Origin of the sequence: Burkholderia sp. LS-044 (assembly GCF_004803625.1) — a bacterium.
Lineage (GTDB): Bacteria > Pseudomonadota > Gammaproteobacteria > Burkholderiales > Burkholderiaceae > Burkholderia > Burkholderia cepacia.
In genome coordinates, this window is record NZ_SSWO01000005.1 from 1 (window position 1) to 17,631 (window position 17,631).

The 17,631-nt window shown below is 65.8% G+C and carries 16 protein-coding genes and 1 pseudogene; 7 read left to right on the top strand and 10 right to left on the bottom strand.

Annotation, left to right across the window (positions count from 1 at the left end):
* Both E9536_RS14220 and E9536_RS14225 read right to left on the bottom strand, forming a co-directional pair.
* A partial coding sequence (locus E9536_RS14220) for an MASE1 domain-containing protein (RefSeq protein WP_136470037.1) occupies positions 1-1,249 on the bottom strand: 1,249 nt, incomplete at its 3' end.
* Between the two features lie 292 nt (positions 1,250-1,541).
* A complete protein-coding gene (locus tag E9536_RS14225) occupies positions 1,542-2,042 on the bottom strand; it encodes a lipocalin-like domain-containing protein (RefSeq protein WP_136470038.1) in 501 nt (166 codons plus the stop codon).
* A 174-nt stretch (positions 2,043-2,216) separates the two neighbouring features.
* On the opposite strand from E9536_RS14225, the gene E9536_RS14230 reads away from it, so the two are divergent.
* Entirely contained in the window at positions 2,217-3,122 is a 906-nt protein-coding gene (locus E9536_RS14230; RefSeq protein ID WP_136470039.1) for a LysR substrate-binding domain-containing protein, read from the top strand.
* A 130-nt stretch (positions 3,123-3,252) separates the two neighbouring features.
* Positions 3,253-3,690, top strand: a complete 438-nt coding sequence (locus tag E9536_RS14235; RefSeq protein WP_136470040.1) for a GNAT family N-acetyltransferase — start codon at positions 3,253-3,255, stop codon at positions 3,688-3,690.
* A gap of 25 nt (positions 3,691-3,715) precedes the next feature.
* Here the strand turns inward: E9536_RS14235 and E9536_RS14240 are convergent, their stop codons facing one another.
* From E9536_RS14240 to E9536_RS14250, 3 genes are all read right to left on the bottom strand, one after another.
* Positions 3,716-4,555 (bottom strand): peptidyl-prolyl cis-trans isomerase, encoded by an 840-nt coding sequence (locus tag E9536_RS14240; RefSeq protein ID WP_027790068.1) that lies wholly within the window; start codon positions 4,553-4,555, stop codon positions 3,716-3,718.
* 341 nt (positions 4,556-4,896) lie between these two features.
* Entirely contained in the window at positions 4,897-6,831 is a 1,935-nt protein-coding gene (locus E9536_RS14245) for an SMP-30/gluconolactonase/LRE family protein (protein WP_136470041.1), read from the bottom strand.
* A gap of 547 nt (positions 6,832-7,378) precedes the next feature.
* A complete protein-coding gene (locus E9536_RS14250) occupies positions 7,379-8,683 on the bottom strand; it encodes a dicarboxylate/amino acid:cation symporter (protein WP_060083017.1) in 1,305 nt (434 codons plus the stop codon).
* A gap of 653 nt (positions 8,684-9,336) precedes the next feature.
* Between E9536_RS14250 and E9536_RS14255 the strand changes: the two genes are divergently transcribed.
* The 3 genes from E9536_RS14255 to E9536_RS14265 are packed head-to-tail and all read left to right on the top strand — an operon-like array spanning position 9,337 to position 11,806.
* Positions 9,337-10,482: a glycosyltransferase gene (locus E9536_RS14255; RefSeq protein ID WP_124919172.1), complete on the top strand. Its 1,146-nt coding sequence runs from the start codon at positions 9,337-9,339 to the stop codon at positions 10,480-10,482.
* A complete protein-coding gene (locus tag E9536_RS14260) occupies positions 10,482-11,048 on the top strand; it encodes a hypothetical protein (protein ID WP_226113248.1) in 567 nt (188 codons plus the stop codon). Before E9536_RS14255 ends, E9536_RS14260 begins: the two co-directional genes overlap by 1 nt.
* A 23-nt stretch (positions 11,049-11,071) precedes the next feature.
* Positions 11,072-11,806 carry a polysaccharide deacetylase family protein gene (locus E9536_RS14265; protein ID WP_136470042.1) on the top strand — a complete coding sequence of 245 codons (735 nt, stop codon included), beginning with the start codon at positions 11,072-11,074 and terminating at the stop codon, positions 11,804-11,806.
* A 26-nt stretch (positions 11,807-11,832) separates the two neighbouring features.
* Here E9536_RS14265 and E9536_RS14270 read toward each other — a convergent pair whose 3' ends face one another.
* The 5 genes from E9536_RS14270 to E9536_RS14290 all read right to left on the bottom strand — a co-directional run bounded on the left by E9536_RS14270 (position 11,833) and on the right by E9536_RS14290 (position 16,345).
* The gene (locus E9536_RS14270) at positions 11,833-12,348 is read right to left on the bottom strand and encodes an MFS transporter (RefSeq protein WP_136470043.1); all 516 of its coding nucleotides are present in this window, start codon (positions 12,346-12,348) and stop codon (positions 11,833-11,835) included.
* A 3-nt stretch (positions 12,349-12,351) separates the two neighbouring features.
* Positions 12,352-13,197, bottom strand: coding sequence for an MFS transporter (locus E9536_RS14275; RefSeq protein WP_136470044.1), 846 nt, complete (start codon positions 13,195-13,197; stop codon positions 12,352-12,354).
* Positions 13,198-13,431: 234 nt separating this feature from the next.
* The gene (locus E9536_RS14280) at positions 13,432-14,370 is read right to left on the bottom strand and encodes an alpha/beta hydrolase (RefSeq protein ID WP_136470045.1); all 939 of its coding nucleotides are present in this window, start codon (positions 14,368-14,370) and stop codon (positions 13,432-13,434) included.
* 2 nt (positions 14,371-14,372) lie between these two features.
* Positions 14,373-15,257, bottom strand: a complete 885-nt coding sequence (locus E9536_RS14285) for an alpha/beta hydrolase (RefSeq protein ID WP_136470046.1) — start codon at positions 15,255-15,257, stop codon at positions 14,373-14,375.
* A gap of 32 nt (positions 15,258-15,289) precedes the next feature.
* Positions 15,290-16,345: a sugar phosphate isomerase/epimerase family protein gene (locus E9536_RS14290; RefSeq protein WP_027790076.1), complete on the bottom strand. Its 1,056-nt coding sequence runs from the start codon at positions 16,343-16,345 to the stop codon at positions 15,290-15,292.
* Positions 16,346-16,455: 110 nt separating this feature from the next.
* Here E9536_RS14290 and E9536_RS14295 point away from each other — a divergent pair, with 110 nt between their 5' ends.
* Both E9536_RS14295 and E9536_RS14300 read left to right on the top strand, forming a co-directional pair.
* Entirely contained in the window at positions 16,456-17,061 is a 606-nt protein-coding gene (locus E9536_RS14295) for a TetR/AcrR family transcriptional regulator (protein ID WP_027790077.1), read from the top strand.
* 115 nt (positions 17,062-17,176) lie between these two features.
* Positions 17,177-17,404 (top strand): annotated as a pseudogene (locus tag E9536_RS14300) (hypothetical protein); the annotation flags it as partial.
* Positions 17,405-17,631 lie beyond the last annotated feature (227 nt).

Here is a 17,631-nt window from a genome sequence, read left to right on the forward strand (position 1 = left end):
CCACCACCGTCACGTCGACATTCGAGTCGAGCAACGGTGCGCCGTGATCGGTGATCGTCTGCGTGCCGCCGTCGCGCTGCACGATACGCAGCGACAGCGACGCACGATCCTCGCCGGCGATCTCCGCGTTCCAGTAGTCGCTCAACGCATCGCGGTCGCCCGGCTGCACACGTTCGAGCACGAGCGACACGCTCGCGATCTGCGCCGCGTCGACGCCGACACCGAACACGCGCTCGACGTCGCCGCTCCACTCGATCCGCCCCGATTCCGGATCGAGCACGTACGCGATCTGGCCGGCACTCGCGAGCGCGAGTTCCATGTTGTTCTGCAGGACCGCCGCATGCTCGTGCACGCGCTCGCGCGTCGTCTTCAGCGTGCTCACCGTCAGCACCAGCAGCGACGCGACCGCCAGGTAAAGCTGCGCCTCGAGCAGCGAACTGCCGTAGTGCTCATGGAACGACGCGAACGGGCCGTCGCCCTGCGCGGTCTGCTCGATCACGATCAGCGCGAGCACCAGCACCGACGACGAACCCGCGCGGCCGCCGAGCAGCAGCGTCACCGCGACGGTCAGGAACAGCGGGATATACGTCAGCGCAAAGCCGGCGCCCGTGCCGAATTTCTTCGACGTGTCGCCGTCGAAGATCACGAGTGCGCCGATCACGAGCAGCGCGAACGCGACGATGCCGAGTACCAGGTCGAAGCGCTCGTGGTCGCCCGAGCGGTGCGCGCGAAAGCGCGACCATGACGCGAGTACCGGCGTGACCAGCAGCACGCCGACGAAATCGGACGCGGCCCACACCGACCACACGTCGAGGAACGGCGCGCCCTTGACCGCCGTGTACCACGCCGCGCCGCCGATCGCGCCGATCACGCCCGCGATCAGGCCGGCGAGGATCACCGAGCGCAGGAAATACAGCCCTTCCAGCGAGAACCGCACGCGCTGGACGAGCCACACCGCGAGCGCGGCGGCGCCGACCTCGTCGACCGTGAACAGCACCGCGTTGACCAGACTGCCGTGTTCGATGCCGGTCAGCGCGAGCTGCCCGGCCAGGAACGCGCCGGCCAGCGTCAGCCATTCGCGCATCGGCCGCAGCATGAACGCGCCGACCGTCACGCCGGCCGGCAGCCAGATGTAGCCCGTCAGCCGGACGGGGCCGTTGAACTCGTGCGAGATATAGCCGGTCGCGAGATACAGCGCCGCCCAGAGCAGCGCGGCGACGAGGCCCGGCCGCGATCGTTTGGTGTCCATCGAGAATCCCTGTGTGCTGCGCCGTGCAGGCAGACGCACCGCCGCGTCGGAAGCGGCGGCGCCTGCGGCCGGCAGGTGCGCGATGTGCGCATGATATGCGGACAGGGCTGACGGAGGAATACCGGTGGGGGAGGCACGGGAAGCCGCGGCCTCTGATCCGGCTCGCCGGGCCGGCGGCGGCTTGCGCGGGCCAGCGGAAACAGCGTGTGGCGCCGGCTACCCGGCGCGTGCCGGAACGGCCGCGATCACGGCCTCACGGCCGCATGCGTCACGGATCGAACGGCCTCCCGGTTCAGTCCTTTCGCCGCCACACCGAGATCGGAATGTCGCCGTTGGCACGCGGCGGAACGCGGTAGCTCAGCTCGCCGTCCTTCAATTGATAGGTGCGCGTCTGCGTTTGCCCGGCCCAGTTCGGGTACGACGCATTGCTGATGTGAAACGCCAGCGTGTGGTTCGCGGGATCGACGCTCAGCGTGCCGTAGTGGGTACTCGAGCCGAGCACGGCGTCACGGAATTCCTCCGGCGTGCCGGTCGCCTTGTCGTTCGACGCGAAGCGCGGGCGTTCCGATTTGAAGATCTGCAGCGAGTAGTTCCCGTGCGCGTCGATCAGCAGCAGGCCCGTCGGATCGGCACCGTAGTCGCGGCCGATCGTGCCGTCGGGATGTTGTACGTCCGCCGCGACCAGCGTCCACGTCCCCGCGAGCGACGGCGTGGCCGATGCGTCACCGGGAATCATCGACGCGGCCAGCAGCATGCCGGGAAAGCCTTGGCGGAATATCGAGCCGATTTTCATTCAATGTCCTTGTCGGAAAGAAGGGAAGCAACCTCACGGACATCCGCAGCCGCGTATCCAGCCGCGTATCGCGCGCATCCCCGTGAACCGAAACGACCGGTTCACTTGATGGTAGCGACGGGAATGTGCAATAAATACGATAATTCGAAACTGACTTATAAGAAAAACCGAATCATGACGCTTCCGAATCTCGACATGGATGCGCTGCGCACGCTGATTGCCGCGGATCGGCTCGGCAGCCTCAACCGCGCCGCCGACCGGATCGGCCGCTCGCAGTCGGCGGTCAGCCAGCAGATGCGCAAGCTCGAAACGCAGATCGGCCAGCCGCTGTTTCGCCGCCAGGGCCGCGGCCTCGTGCCGACCGAAGCCGGCGAGCTGATGCTGTCCTATGCGCGCCGCATCCTCGAACTGAACGACGAGGCGGTCGGCGCGATCCGCGGCGCGGCGATCGACGGCGCCGTGCGATTCGGGCTGCCCGGCGATTTCGCCGAATCGTGGCTGCCCGTCGCGCTCGGCCGGTTCAAGCGCACGCATCCGGGCGTGCGCGTCGACATCGTCGTCGACGGCAACGGCGCGTTGCTCGACCGGCTCGATGGCGGCGAACTCGACATCGTGCTCGCGATGGGGCGCGGGCATCGCGCCGACGCCGAACACCTGGTCACGCTGCCGATGGCGTGGATCGGGCCGCAAGGCATCGACGTGCGTCCGCGTGCCGGCGCACCGCTCGATCTTGCGCTGTACAAGCCGCCGTGCCTGTTCCGCAAGGCGGGTACCGACGCGCTCGACAAGGCCGGCATCCCGTGGCGGCTCGCCTACACGACCGGCAGCCTGCAAAGCCTGTGGGCCGGCGTCGCCGGCGGCCTGGGCATTACATCGAGAACGATGGCGGGTGTGCCGCCGGCGCTGCGGCAGCTCGGCGAGCGCGACGGCCTGCCGCCGCTGCCGTCCGTCGAGGTGTGCCTCCATGCGGGCGGAGGCGATGCGCCTTCGGCGCTCGTGAGCCTGAAGCGCGTCGTGATCGACACGCTGATCGCCAATCTCGCCGACGTGCACCCGCACTCGGGCCGGCGCGCCGGATGATCGGCCACGCATGCGCGCCGGATTCGGCGTTGCGCCCTTTGACCGGCTTCCCGCCATCGCGGACGATGCGCTGCGGGGTTCGACCTTTCCGTCGGCGCTCCCGTCCCGAACGAACGTACGAGTCCGCACGATGACACACGCAATCCGCCTGCGCCCGGCATGCGCCACCGACCTGCCGTTCCTGCTGACCCTGCGTCGGCTCACGATGACCGTGCACCTGCAACGCGTCGGCGCGCCCACCGACGACGAAGCGCACGACCGTCGCATTCGCGCGAACTTCGACGATGCGATGATCGTCTGCGACGCCGACGACGCAATCGGCTTGCTGAAGGTGACACGCGCCGCCGACGAGTGGCACGTTCACCAGATCCAGATCCTCCCCGATCACCAGGGCCGGGGCATCGGCGAAGCCGTGCTGAACGCATTGCTGGCCGACGCGGCGCGCGCGCACGTGCCGGTATCGCTCAGCGTGCTGCACGGCAACCCGGCGCGGCGGCTCTACGAACGGCTCGGCTTTCGCGTCGCGTCGGAAACCGACACGAGCGCGAGCATGATCTGGCGCGCGTGACGCCCGGCGTTTCGACGCCGCCGCGTTACTGCGTGATCTTCGCGTCCTTCAGCAGGTTGCCGATCATCTGCGCGCTCGCCTTCTCCACGGCGGCCGCTTGCAATTGCTGCTGCAGCGCCGGCTTCGCGGTCGCGAAACCCGGCACCTGCGTCGGCCGCTTCGCATCCAGCTTCACGATCGCCCGCACGCCGTCGACCGGGATCGAATCCTTCGTCGCGGCGCCGACCGTCAGTTTCTCGAGCGCCTGCGCGACCGGCAGCGGCAAGCCGGACGTCTTGCCTTCCGCCGCCGGCGTGTGGAAGCTCACCCACGGCAACTCGCCGCCGCTGTCGCGGCTCGGTGCAATGCTGTACTGGCGCGCCAGCCCGTCGAACGACTTGCCCGCCTTCAGCTCGCTCAGCACCGTCGCGGCCGTCACCGGATCCTGGACGATGATCAGGCGCGGCTTGTACTCGTTCTTGCCGAGCGAGGCCACGAGTTCGTCGTAGCGCGCCTTGACCTGCTCGTCGGTCACCGGCTCGGGCTTCACGTTGTCGCGCAGGTAAAGCTGCACTTCGGCATTCGCTTTCGCCTGCTGCACCGCCGCCTTGACCTCGGGCTTGTCGGCGTAGTTCGCCTTCTCGGCGGCCTGCTGGACCAGCACGCGCGTAATCAGCTGATTCTTGATCGCCTGGCGGACCTGCGGCGAGTCGGGTTGCCCGGACGCACGCAGCAACGTGTCGACGTCGGCCTGCGTGATCGGCGTGCCGTTGACCGTCGCAACGGTCGCGGCGGCCGCCGGCGTCTCTGCGTGGACTGGGCCGCTCATCGCGCCGGCCAGGGCGGCGATCAGAAACAGGCGGTTCGGTGTCGTTTTCATCTTCATTGTTTCGTCACTTCGGCATAAAAAACGCGGCATGGGGCATGCCGCGCGAGTTCACCGGCGCTGCAATGCGCCGGCGCAACCCGTCAGTCGATCCGGTTCATCGTCGTGGGCACGCGCAGTGCCTGCCGGTGCCGCTGTCATTGTGCCCGGAACCGCTTTTCCGCGTCGTGAGGTTTGGAACGGCCGCCCGGCGGGCGGTGAGGCGCGCGTTGCGCACGCCGCTCATTACGAACGCGTGATGTGGAAATTGCGTGGATGCGCGTTGGAAATCCCGCGAAATCGCGATGAATACGGTGAGGCGTTCGCGAGCCCGGCCGCCGGTCGAGGCAGCCGCGCGTTCATCAAGGCGTCCACCGGTACACGGTGATGCTGTTGCCTTTCACGTTGTTCTTCATCACCACGTACTCGCCGTTCGTGCGGCGGTATGCGCGAATGCTGTACATCGCATCGATCGCGCTGCTGGTATCCACGGTCGCGGGGCTCGCGTTGACCAGCGTCGTGTCGAGATTGCCGGTCGTCAGGTTGAACGCGTCGACGTTCGGCCACAGCGGCCCGCTGCTGCTGAACCAGTAACCGACGAACAGATGGTTGCCCACCGCGTCGATCGATTTCGCGCCGCTGTGCGGCAGCGTGATCACCGGGTCCGGCTTCGTCGTATTGCCCGCGCTCCAGCCGTGATACACCTCGATGCGCGTGCCGATCGACGTCCAGTCGTTGGTCCCGATCGCGCCTTGCGCGAGCACCATCGTGTCGCTGTCTGCGAGATAGACGATGCGCGTGAGCGGCTGGATGCTGTCGGGCACGCGGGTCGCGACACCCGGCCCCCACGACGGCTTGCCGCTCGCGTCGAAACCGGTCAGCGGGTAGTGGGTAATCGCGCCGGTCTTGTCGAGACCAGCCCACACGCCACCCTTGCTGTCGACGCTGAAGCCGCCCGTCACGCGCCGCGTCGTGTTGAACGCGGGGCCCGGGATCGCGCCGTCCGGAATCGCGACATAGCCGTTCGCCGCGTTGAAGTGGAAGAAGTAGAAGACCGGCGGGTTCTGGCCGGCCGCGACGAGAATCCGGTTCGCGCCCACCGACGTGAGCAAACCGAAATGCTCGTCGCGCTGCGTGTCGTTCATGTCGATGCGCGGATCGGCCGGGTACGTGAACGGATCGACCGTGTTCGCGATGAACCTGCCGCCCGCGCTGCCGCCGTACACGTGCGTGCCGCCGTAGAACAGCGCACCGTCCGTGACCGGGTCCGGCGCGGCGATGCCTTCGAAGTTCAGCGACTGCAGCGTCCACCGCAGGCTGCCGGTGCTGCTGTACGCATGAATGTCGGTCGCGCCGTTGCGGCCGAGATCCCAGCTGCCGCCCCATGGATTGTTGAGCACGTAGAGATTGCCGCCGGTGTCCTTGCCGATCCCGACGATGCGCGTGAAGCGCTGCGCGCCGACCTGCCCCTTGATGCCCGTCGTCGTGTCGAGATAGCCGCCGCGCACGCCGAAGGTGCCGGCCAGCGCGGGCCGGCCCGACACCGTATAGCGCTTGATGTTCTGGTCCGGGCCTTCGTCGCCCACCAGCAGCTGCCCGGCCGCCGCATCGAAATACAGCGCCGACGGCTGCGACCCGGACGGCATCCGGATCGTGTTCAGCAGCGCACCGGCCGGGCTGAAGCCGACGATCGAGCCTGCGCGCTTCTGCGCCACCCACACGTTGCCCGCTGCGTCCAGCGCGAGCGCGCCCGGCTCCGATACGCCGATATCCCGCTGCCACACGCCGTCGGTGGTGAACACGCGCACGCGATTGCCGTAGAAATCGCTCGCATAAAGCAGCGAGCCGGCCGTCGCGAGCCCGGTGACGACGTCGATGCGCGGCTGGTTGGTGGCCGCGCTGACCTGGATCACGCGGTCGCGATACTTCGTCGCGCGGTTGTAGCGCCCCACCGCGCCGCTGCCGTACGTCTTGCCGGGCTGCAGCGCGACGAACAGCGAGGTCGCGTTGCCCGTGATCGCGCTGCCCTGGAACTCCGAGTGCGTGCCGATCGAGCCGACGCTCTTGCCGTTCTGGTAAATCGCGACACCGCCTTCGTCCTCGTCCCACATCGACGCCGTATAAATCACGCCTTCAGGCGCGACCCACATCGCACGCGCGACGTTGCCGACGTGGGCCGCAAGCGTGCCGTACGTGTTCGCCAGCCAGTCGGTGGTGTTGCTTGCGTGAACGGGCGGGGTAATCGCGGCGATCGCCGCGGCGAGCAGCGCGGCCTGAAACCGTTGTCTGGCGACCATGACGGATGCACTCCTGAATGGTGCGAACACTCATATGAAGGGCCGGCCGGATGGCTTGAAAGCCGCAATACGTCAATTCTTCCCTGAAGCATCCGGCGCAGTCGGTATTACGTACGGCATGCGTTCGATCATGCGCAGCGCGAGAATAGCGTTATATAAATCGAAAAAAATTGCGGATCGCGCGCGTCATTGCGCTTTTCGCGGGAACGGCTTCGACGGCATCGCCCGTGGCGCCCCTGCGCGCCGGCGGCACGCGTGACTGCGCGACAGTGAATGGTCACTTGCGCATCGAATCGGGGATCGGGAAATTCAGGCTCGTACCTGAGGGAATATCGCCGCCGGTTCAGCGACGATCGATTGAAACGGCGAGTGCCTGTTTCGGAGAATCGGGAAAAGCCACGGCATTCAATGCGGATTCATTGCACCCGACAAATCGCCGGCCTGAATCCATTGCGAATCCAGGCCGGCGATCATCCGTTACCGCGGGGCAGGCAACGCGCCACTAACGCCGCACTGCTGCACTGCGGCACTGCGGCACTGCCACGCATCAAGCCGATGCCGAAGTCTCCGGCACCTTCACCTTCATGACGCGTCCGTTGTCCGGATCGTCGTCGTCGCGCGGGGCGTCGAGCTGCCCTTCCCACTTCGCGACCACGGCAGCCGCGATCGAGTTGCCGACGGCGTTGGTGGCCGAGCGCCCCATGTCGAGGAACATGTCGACGCCCATGATCAGCAGCAACCCGGCTTCGGGCATGTTGAACTGGTTGAGCGTCGCCGCGATCACGACCAGCGACGCGCGCGGCACGCCCGCCATCCCCTTCGACGTGACCATCAGCATCAGCAGCATCGTGATCTGCGTGCCCAGCGGCAGATGGATGCCGTACACCTGCGCGATGAACAGCACCGCGAACGTGCAGTACATCATCGAGCCGTCGAGGTTGAACGAATAGCCGATCGGCAGCACGAAGCTCGAGATCTTGCGGTTCACGCCGAAGCGGTCGAGCGCATCCAGCAGCTTCGGATAGGCGGCCTCGGAACTCGCCGTCGCGAACGACAGCAGGAACGGCTCGCGGATCAGCCGGATCAGCGTGAACGCGCGCTTGCCGAGGAACGTCACGCCGGCGAGCGTCAGCACGCCCCACAGCAGCGCCAGTGCCAGGTAGAAGCTCGCCATGAACTTCGCGAACGTGAGCAGGATGCCGAGCCCCTGGGTGGTGATCGTCGACGCCAGCGCCGCGAACACTGCGACCGGCGCGAACCACATCACGGCGCCCGTGACCTTCAGCATCACCTGCGCGAGATCGTCGATCACGCCGGTCAGGCGCTTGCCCGATTCGCCGAGCGCCGACAGCGCGGTGCCGAAGAAGATCGAGAAGATGACGATCTGCAGGATTTCGTTGTTCGCCATCGCTTCCGCGATCGACTTCGGCACCAGGTGGACCACGAAATCCTTCAGCGTGAAGGCGCCCGTCTTCAGGTTGAGGGCTGCATCGGATGCCGGCAGCGGCAGGCTCAGGTGGCTGCCCGGTTGCAGGATCGTTGCGGTCAGCAGGCCTAGCAGCAACGACGTAAACGAAGCGATGAAGAACCAGCCGAACGCCTTGACGCCGACGCGGCCTACCGCGCTGCCGTCGCCCATCTGCGCGATGCCGACGGTCAGCGTCGCAAATACCAGCGGCGCGATGATCATCTTGATCAGGCGCAGGAACACGTCGGACAGCAACGACACGTACCCGGCGACTTCCTTCGCCATGGCCGGGTCGGGAAATGCGCTATGGCAGGCGTAACCCACGGCGATACCAAGAATCATCGCGACAACGATGTACTTGGTGATGTTGTGCTTCTTCTTCATTAGTAATCCAAATCACAAAGCGTATGTTGCTAACGGCTGGCTAACTTTCGCGCCCGGCTACGAATCGAAACCCACGTCTCTCTGGGTGCGACGAGTCCGCCTTTGGCGGTCGCCATGGCAGACAGGGGGGGCATTCTAACGCAAATGGCCCCCTGGCTTTCAAATCTGAAAGTCGGACGGGTTGATTTGCGTCCGGATGTCATCGAAAAACCGGGTTTTGTCGCGATCCTGCCCGCTTCCTGATTGCTTCCTGCCTGCTTCCTGCTCGCTTCGGGCCTGTTTTTCCGACCCGGTCGGCGAGGGTAATCGGGCCACGCCACCGTTCGCGCCGGAATCGCCACGGTTCACATGCCGTCGACAGGAAACCGCGCCGCCGGAATTCCCCCTCCCCCACCGCGGCATCGCACGATGTGACGACACTGCAATCGATCGCGACACATCCTCACAAAGATGCGCAGACCTCGACACTACGGCACGTAATGCGTCTGTAATATTTCGAAACGTTTCGCGGCGCCCGTCCGGGCATCGGTGCGCAATCACGATCACGCATCGGCAATGCGGAACCGGGTTCGAGTCATTGCTTTCAACACGTTGAGGCATTTATTTTCTCAGCAGTCCTGCCAAATGAATGATCGAGGAAAGGCAGCATCGTGATGAACATTCTGTATACCAACTTCCACGGCGACTACGGCGGCGGCCAGGACACCTACGTCCGCGACCTCGCCGCCGCGATGAGCCGGCACCATCGCGTGACCGTCGCGTCGCCGGAAGGGAGCCGCCTGTCGCGACTGCTGAAGGACAGTCCCGACGTGGCCATCTTCGACATGGAATTCAAGCCGCGCTGGAACCGGCTCTGCCAGGAAATCGTCCGGCTGCGCCAGCGGATCCGCGCCGAGCGCTTCGACATCATCCACGTCAACGGGTCCGCCGATCACCGGCAGGTGATGCTCGCGCTGCTCGGCTGCCGGTATCGGCCCGCGGTCGTGCTCACCAAGCACAACACCTATCGCGCCGACAGCTTCGGCAACGTGTTGCGCGCCCGGCTGGCAACCGACCACACCATCGCGGTCAGCGACTACGTGGCGAGCATGCTTGCGCTCCGGTCGCCGTACGGCAACGTCACGGTCGTCAAGCACGGCGTGCGCCGGCAGGCCGCGGAACAGCTTGCCGCCGACGAAATCCGCCGCCGCAAGATCGCGCTGTTCGGGCCGTCCGGCGCGGACGCGATCGTGCTGGGCAGCAGCGCCGGCACCGCGCCCGAGAAAGGCTGGATGGACCTGATCGCGGCGCTGGGCCGCCTGCCCGAACACGAGCGCGAGCGGTTTCGCGTGCTGCTGGTCGGCGCGGAACCGTCCGGCGAACAACGCGAGCAGATCGAGCGGCACCACATGGCGTCGCGCACCGCTTTCACCGGGCGCGTCGACGATGTGCGCGCGCCGTTCTCGATCATCGACGTGTCGTTCGTGCTGTCGTACCACGAGAGCCTGTCGTATGCGTGCCGCGAGGCAATGTCGCTCGGCTGCCCCGCGATCGTGACACGCGTGGGCGGGCTGCCCGAGAACGTCGAGCCGGGCGTGGACGGCTGGGTCGTCCCGCCGCGCGAGCCCGAGGCGATCGAGGCCATCCTGCGCGCGATCGTGCGCGAGCCCGCGTGCGTGCGGGCGATGGGACGCAGCGCGCGGCTGAAGGGCAAGCGCGAGTTCTCGTTCGACCGGTTCGTCGATGCGACGTTGTCCGTCTATCAGAAATCGATTCGACACAACCCCTATCGTTGGGTGACATCCATGAGGTCCGTTTAATGGCAATGAACATCTGGAAGAAGTACTGGGACCTGCGCACGCAGGAGTGTCCGTGCGACGTGCACTTCGTCGAATGGCTGGAATCCGCTCGTCTCAACGGCATCCGCATCTATCACTTCGGCACCGGCGGCCACCACCACGTCGGCGTGGAATGCGCACGGCCGCACCTGAACAACACCGTCTTCGGCGTGACGGCGTCGCCGAAGGAATACAAGTCGTACGTCGATCTCGTCACGCGGCAACCGGAGGTGAGCAAGACCTATCTGGCCTATTTCGGCGACATCTACACGAGCAATACGGACCTGCTGCCGGCGTTCGACGTCGTCACGCTGTTCCATCTGTGCGAATTCCGCGACGAAACGAACAGCCGCTACGGCGCGAAGACCGACGCCGAAGTGCTCGACCTGTTCGCACGCCATACCGCGCGCGACGGCCACCTGCTGTTCTACAAGGGCTCGTCGGCATACCGGAAGGCCGAGCCGATCATCGAGCAATGGGCGGCGAATGCCGATTTCACCGAAGTCGGCGACTTCAAGACCTTGCGGATTTTCCGCAAGGCCGCGTAATTCCCCGTTCCCGCGACCCGCTCATGCTGCTGTCCGCCACGCGCTACCCGATCCTGATGTATCACCAGATCCGCACGCTGCCGCCGCCGTCCGACCGGCTGCGCAGCCTGAGCGTCGCCCCCGACGCGTTCCGCCGCCAGATGATGCTGTTCAGGCGGCTCGGCTACCGCGGCCTGAGCGTGCGCGAACTGCAGCCGTACCTGCGCGGCGAGCGCAGCGGGAAGGTCTTCGGCATTTCGTTCGACGACGGCTTTCTCAACGTGCTCACGCATGCGATGCCCGTGCTGGACGCGCTCGGCTTCACCGCGACCTGCTACTTCGTCGCCGGCCGGTTCGGCGGCGAGAACGACTGGGATGCGGGGGCCGATACGGCGCGCTCGCCACTCATGACGTGCGCGGACATGCTCGCTTGGCGCGATCGCGGCCACGAAATCGGCTCGCATACGCTCGATCACGTCGCGCTGTCGCACGTGCCGGCCCACGTGTCGGAGGTTCAGATCATCGAATCGAAGCGGCGGCTCGAAGCGTTGAGCGGCCAGCCTGTCGAATCGTTCTGCTACCCGTACGGCGATCTCGACCCGCGCGTGCGCGACCAGGTCGCCGCCGCCGGCTACCGCAACGCGACGACGACCCGGCGCGGCTGCGCCGGGGCGTCCGACGATGCGTTCCTGTTGCCGCGAGTTCCGGTGGCGGGCGGGGTCGGTGCGATGCGGCTTTGGTTCAAGTGTGTGAAGGCGCGGGTTCGGAGGCGCGGGTAGGTCGCGCTGGTCGACTGCATTGATGGCTATTGTGGCCACCGGCTGCGGAAGGCGAGCAGGCCGGTCAGTGCGATCACCATGAACATGACCCATGCCGGCGCGAGCACCGTCCAGCGTGCGGCTGCGCTGCCGATGAAGTTGCCCAGCACCCCGCCGATCGCCCACGAAATCGCCGACGCACCGAAATAACGGCCTGCGTTGCCGTCCGTCGTCAGGCCGGCGAGCGCGATGTTCGACGCGGGAAGAATCAGGCTTTCGCCAAACGTGAATACGATCGCGAACACGATCAGGATCGCGAGCGACGCATCTGCGCCCCGATCGCGGGCGACCAGCCATGCCGCAAGCGCAAAACAGCCGCACAACGACGCATGCCCGATCACCATCATCGATCGCCAGCCCGTACGCTGAAACCAGCCCATGCCGAGCCAGGCGGTGGCGATTCCCATCAGCGCATTCGTGATGTAGAACGGCCTCACGCCGTTGTAGCCGTGTGCGCCGTGCGAAAAGGTCAGCGGGATGAATACGTAAATCTGCGTATACACGGTCTAGAACGGGACAAGCGACCAACATAGCCGGCGAAACCGCCGGTCGCCAAACGCGACCAGCACGCCACGCAGCGGATGCGCGTCGACTACGTCGTGCCTGCTTCGCCCCGCGATCCACGGTGCAACCAGCGCGAGCGCCGTGAAGACCGCACCGCTCACCAGAAACGGCAGCGCCCCGTTCGTGTTCGGCACGACAATCAGCAGCGCCGGACCGATCAACGCACCGAGATTCAGCGCCAGGTTGTTCAGCGCGAACACCTTGGGACGCACGGCGCCATCGAGCGAGCCGAAGATCGAATACGCGGTCGTTTCGTAAAGCGCGGCGCCAAGCCCGGACAGACACGCCCACATCAACAGGCCCGGAAGCGATCGCGCAAATGCGAATCCTGCAAACCCGGCCGCACGGCAAAGCAGACCGAGCGTGGTCAGCACGCGGCTGCTGAAGCGATCCGCCGACGCACCCAGCAGCAGCGGCAACAGCCGGCTCGCCAGCAGATTCACCGTCAGCACGCTGGCGACGCTGCTCGCGTCCAGATGGCGCTCCATGTCCAGGAACGCGGCAAGCAGCGGCAGCGACCCGAACACCGACAGATTCACCAGGAACTGGAAGACCAGCAGGATCCGCGTCGACGCCGGCACGCCTTCCACGAATCCGGTGAGCCATGCGGCCGGGCTGTTGTCCTTCTGGCGAAACGGGTCGACTCTGTCGCCGGACACTCGGCGATCGCAATCATCCATCATGTTCTCCGCTGACGTTCGATGCCGGCCAGACGGAGCATGAAAAAAGCCCCATCCGTTTCCGGCGGGGCTTGGGGTGGGTTCGACACACCGACCTACGACGCGCAACCTCCTCCCGGCCCGCCATTGGCGGTCGTGGTGGTGGTCGTAGTCGTGACGAAAAGTGCGTTCATGCGAAGAATCTAGTCAACCTGCTGTCGGCCGTCAATACGGCAGCCGTGTGACCGATCAAACAGGCAATCCGTCGAAACCACAGAAATCGCTCAACCATTCCCGATATCGCGCGGCCGCCGAACCCTACAACCCCCCACGCACCTCGCACCGCCCCCTTCGGCAATACGTTCACCGCTGGAAAGCCCTGCGCATCTGCGCGCCGCCCACGTCGAACACCTGGCGGGCTGCCGACGTCACGCCGGCCATATGGATGCATGCATGGATCATCCCCGGCAGCACGACGAAATCGGCCGCCACACCGGCCTCCCGCAATCGCTCCGCATACGCGTGCGCGTCGTCGCGCACCGGATCGTACTCGCAGGCCAGCAACGTGGCCGGTGGCAAACCCTCGAGCGAAGCCGCCTGCAGCGGCGACACGCAGGGTGACCGGCCGTCGGCCGGATCGGTCAGGTACATGTCGAAGCAATACCGCATGACATCTTGCGTCAGGTAGTAGCCCTGCCCGCAAGTCCGATAGGACGTCGTGCTCATCGACGCATCCAGCGGCGGATACAGCAACAGCTGATGCGCGATCGACGGGCCGCCCCGCCCACGTGCGACCAGACAGGCAGCCGCCGCAAGGTTTCCTCCTGCACTGTCGCCGCCGACGGCGATGCGCGCCGGGTCCAGCCCCAGGCCGGCCGCCTCGCGCACCACCCAGTCCAGCGCATCGCAGAAATCCTCCAGCGGCACCGGAAACCGGTGCTCCGGCGCAAGCCGGTAATCGACAGACAGCACGACGCATTGCGTCGCGTTGGCCAGCGCGCGGCATGGATTGTCGTATAGCTCGAGCGTGCCGAGGCACCACCCGCCGCCGTGCGCATAAACGAGCGCCGGCCGGCGTGCCGCGCTTTCCGAAGCGACCGATGGCCAATAAGCCCGCACGCGAATCTGCTGCCCGTCGCGCGTGGGCACCGCGAAGGTTTCCGTATGGTCGACCGCTTCCAGCGGTCCATGCCAGCCCCGCAGTGTCGTATCGGTCGCCCGTCGCAACGCGTCCAGCGACGCAGGCGCCTCGGTCACGGCCAGTCGCTCCAGCAGCGATGCGATGTCGGTGTCGATCGGCATGTTCAGCGGCTCCGCTCCAGGAAAGGCAGCAGATGGCCGATGAATGCGTCGGGGGCCTCTTCCATGATGAAGTGGCCGCAAGCCGGGACCACCGCGCCCTGCAGATCGGTCGCGTTGTCGCGCATCGTGACCAGCGGCGCATCGCCGGTGGCATGTTCGGCACCGATGGCGAGCACCGGCATCGTCAGCTTGCGCTGCGCCCGCGCCTGGTTCTGCCGGATCGTCTCCGGAATCGCACGGTAATAGGAGAAGCCGCCGCGCAAGCCGCCCGGTGCCGCATAGGCATCGATGTACACATCGACGGCCACACGATCGCGCCGGAACGACCAGCGGTTGAACATGAACTCCAGATACGCCCGCTCACGGCCCGCAATCAGCGTCTCGGGCAGGTCGGCCAGCTGGTTGAACATGAAATGCCACAGGAAGATGTTTTCTTCCGGCGGGGCGAAGATCGACGGCGCGGGCGCCAGCCCGGGGATCACCGCCTCCGTGAGCGCCAGCGACTTCACGGCGTCGGGCCGGTCGCTCGCCAGCGCATAGGCCACCCACATGCCGACGTCGTGGCCGGCCACCTGGTAAACATCGAAGCCGAGCTGCGCCATCACGCGATGCAACGTCGCCGCCGTGTGCCCCGTGTCGTAACCCGCATGCGGCCGATCGGAATAGCCGGTACCTGGCGGATCGACCGCGACGGCCATGAAGCCGCGCGCGGCGAGCACCTGCATCACGTGACGCCACGCGTACCAGGTTTGCGGCCATCCCGGAATCAGCAGGACCGGGGTACCGGCGCCGGCCATGACGCAATGGATGCGCTGGCCGTCGATGCGTACGTATTGGTGAGCAAAGCCTTGAGCGGCGGCAGACGACGACTGAAGTTGAGCGGACATATCGATGATTCCTGGCAGTGGGGGGAAACGGCTCAAGCGATGCCGAGCATGTCGTGGATTTGCCGTTGATCGACCGCGGCACCGGCGAAGTCGTCGAAGATGCGCTCCGTCACCCGGATGATGTGGTCATTGATGAACGCGACGCCTTCGCGCGCGCCGTCCTCCTGATTCTTCAGGCAGCACTCCCATTCGAGGGTGGCCCATCCTGTGTAGTCATACTGAGCAAATTTCGAAAAAATCGCCTTGAAGTCGACCTGACCGTCGCCAAGCGAACGGAAACGGCCGGCTCGCTCCAGCCACGAACTGTAGCCGCCGTAGATGCCCTGGCGCCCCGAAGGCAGGAACTCCGCGTCCTTCACATGGAACATGCGGATGTGGTCGCGGTAGATATCGATGTACGCCAGATAGTCCAGTTGCTGCAGCACGAAATGGCTGGGATCGAACAGCATCTTGCAGCGCGCGTGCTGGCCGACCAGCGCATGGAAGCGCTCGAAACTGACGCCGTCGTGCAGGTCTTCGCTGGGGTGAATCTCATAGCAGAGGTTGACGCCGTTTTCGTCGCAGGCGTCGAGAATCGGCCGCCAGCGACGCGCCAGTTCGTCGAAGGCCGTCTCGATCAGGCCGGCGGGCCGTTGCGGGAACGGAAACAGGTAAGGCCACGCGAACGAGCCCGAAAAGGTGCCCATGTCGGTCAGCCCCAGGCGGCGTGAAGCCCGTGCCGCCAGCTCGAGCCGATCCAGCGCCCATGCGGTGCGCGCGGCCGGGTTGCCGCGCACGGCCTCGGGCGCGAAGTTGTCGCACATGGCGTCGTACGCCGGATGCACGGCAACCAGCTGCCCGAAGATATGCGTGGTCAGTTCGCTGATCTCCAGCCCATGTTCGGCCAGCATGCCCTTCATGTCATCGCAATAGGCCTGACTGTCCGCGGCGGTCTCCACGTCGAACAGCCGACCGTCCCACGCGGGAATCTGCAGCGCCTTGAAGCCGACGCCGGCCGCCCACTGCGCGATATTCGGCAGGCTGTCGAACGGCGCCGCATCGTCGGCAAACTGCGCGAGATGAAGACTGGGGCCCTTGAGAGTACGCATGATCGATTCCAATTGTTTGTTGATCGACAAAGAATAGAATGCGGGAACGGCGCGTGTCAACACGGCGCGCGATAAAATCCGTGCACGATGTGACGACGGGCGAAAGGGATATGGCGGGACGACCGAGAGAATTTGATCGCGACATGGCGCTGAAACGCGCGATGCTTGCGTTCTGGCGGCGCGGCTACGAAGGCACGTCGATGTCCGACCTGGTCGAAGCGATGGGCATCGCGTCAGCGCGCATCTATGCCGCGTTCGGCAGCAAGGAAGCCCTGTTCCACGAGGCCGTGGCACTCTACGAGCAAGGCGAAGGCGGCTTCGCCGATCGTGCGCTCGGCGAGGAAACCGATGTCCGCGCGGCCGTCGAACGGATGCTGCGCGATGCCGTCGCCGCTTATACCAGGCGCGGCCAGCCGCACGGCTGCATGGTGGTGTCCGCCGCGACCAACTACTCGGCCGAAAACGAAGGTGTCATGGAATGGCTGGCCGCCCACCGGCGCGCACGCACGCAATCGATCGCCGAACGCTTGCAGCTCGCGGCCGAGCAGGGGCAGCTCGCGCGGGGCACCGACATCAAGGCGCTGGCCGATTTCTATGCGACTCAGTTGCACGGCATTTCCGTTCAATCCCGCGACGGGGTATCGAAAGAGCGCCTGCTCGCGTCCATCGGGCCGGCGATGATGCCGCTCGTGACGGCTGTGCGTGACGGCGCGTAACCCGGCCCGGTCAACCGACTGGACGGCTGTTCCAAGCTCGGGCAGATAGACCGGAAAAACAACTCGGCGGACGACGCGACGCCCGTCGACAATCCGGTGCATGACCGCAACGAATCACGAGTTCGTCGTCTTCAGGACAGATCTCCCCGACGATGCGCTCCCTGTCGGCAAAGGACAGGTGATGGAACACACCCTGAAAACAATCGGGGAAGTGGAAGATATCGCGCCCGGCAAGCGCAAGCGCATGTCATTCAAGCTCACGCCTGGCCACGACGCGCTGATCTGCAACAAGCCGGGCCGCTATGAAGCGGGGATGCATACGGCACTTGTCGTGACGCCGTAGATCGTTCCGCCGGACCGAAATCCGGCCCGCAGCACCTGGGCGTCGTCCACCTCGTTCCGCATTACGCGATCACCCATCCCACGCTCACCCGAGCGAGGCGCAGCGCTTTCCTGGCGCGCCTCGTGCGAGCGGCTACCTGTCACACCCTGGCCATCTGCCGGAAGGGCGTGCGGGACTACACGCGATCGTTCAAATAAATTTTGTAGAAACAGCAACTGAGACGTAGA